We start from the raw sequence: 1,104 nt of genomic DNA, 5'->3' as shown, positions 1-1,104 counted from the left end.
TAGGGTACAAAATGTGCAGACTTAGGGTACAAAATGTGCATATTTAAATACAAGATATATATTGTCTTTTAATTTAAAGTATGATATTATAAAGACAATAAACGGAGGTGTCTTTATGACTGGCGAGGTAGTAAAATATCACAATGATTTAAATACAGTTGTTATGCGGACATGGACTGCAGAAGAGATGAATTTCTTTTTCACGATACTGACAAAAGCAAAAGAACAAGGTTTGAAAAAGCTCGTGTTTGATACTGACGAGTTAAAGTCACTTGCTAGTTCATCTAGAAAGTATCGTTGGGAAGAGACGATAACTACAGCAGTTAAAAAAATTGGACAGCTAACTTACTTTGAGCAATCTGAGAGAAAATTTAGAGTAATGACTTTGTTTGAAATATTTGAGGTGGACTTAGAGAAACGGACAATCGAAGTTAAGGTGTCCGCCAATTTTGACTATATTTTGAACAAGCTAGAAACTCAGTTTACACGGTATGAGCTAGAAGAATTTACCTCCATTCGCTCAACCTATGCCAAAACTATGTATAGACTTCTCAAGCAATGGAGAACACTGGGACAGAAAGAGTTCTCTGTTGAGGATTTGAAACGGATATTAGATACCCCGAAAACATATAGACCTAGTGAGATTGATAGACTTGTATTAAAACCTATTCTGAGCCAACTTTCCCCTTATTTCCAAAATCTAAAGGTTAAAAAAATCAAGTCAAACAAGCGTGGCAATCCAGTTCTAGGCTACGAGTTCACTTGGAATCCTGAAATGTCCGAATCGTATGTTCCAAATAAATTTAATAAGCCAAAATATAAGCAGAAAAGCAAGTCAAACGTGCCTAGTTGGTCAAATACTGATTACGTGAACATGACAAGCGAAGAGACAAAAGCCGAATTGGAACGCAAAAAGCAAGAAATGTTGGCTAGACTGAATAGTTCAGAATCTCATGAAGTTCAAACAGACATTTATGATTTTTTAGACTAATGAACGCAGAAAAGGAACAACAAAATGACAGAAAGAGCAGAACTAATAAACGATATCGAAAAATTAAAAGCTGAAAGAAATAGATTATTAAGGCAAGTAGAAGAAGCTGAGCA

Annotated in this window: 1 protein-coding gene; it reads left to right on the top strand. The window is 35.1% G+C overall.

Annotation, left to right across the window (positions count from 1 at the left end; all coding sequences use genetic code 11):
• Positions 1-61 precede the first annotated feature (61 nt).
• Positions 62-991: a replication initiation protein gene (locus BLS46_RS09770; RefSeq protein WP_257367398.1), complete on the top strand. Its 930-nt coding sequence runs from the start codon at positions 62-64 to the stop codon at positions 989-991.
• Positions 992-1,104: the final 113 nt, after the last annotated feature.

This window comes from Streptococcus sp. NLAE-zl-C503 (assembly GCF_900104285.1).
In the GTDB taxonomy this organism is placed as follows: domain Bacteria; phylum Bacillota; class Bacilli; order Lactobacillales; family Streptococcaceae; genus Streptococcus.
This window is presented reverse-complemented; position numbering and strand designations above follow the sequence as displayed.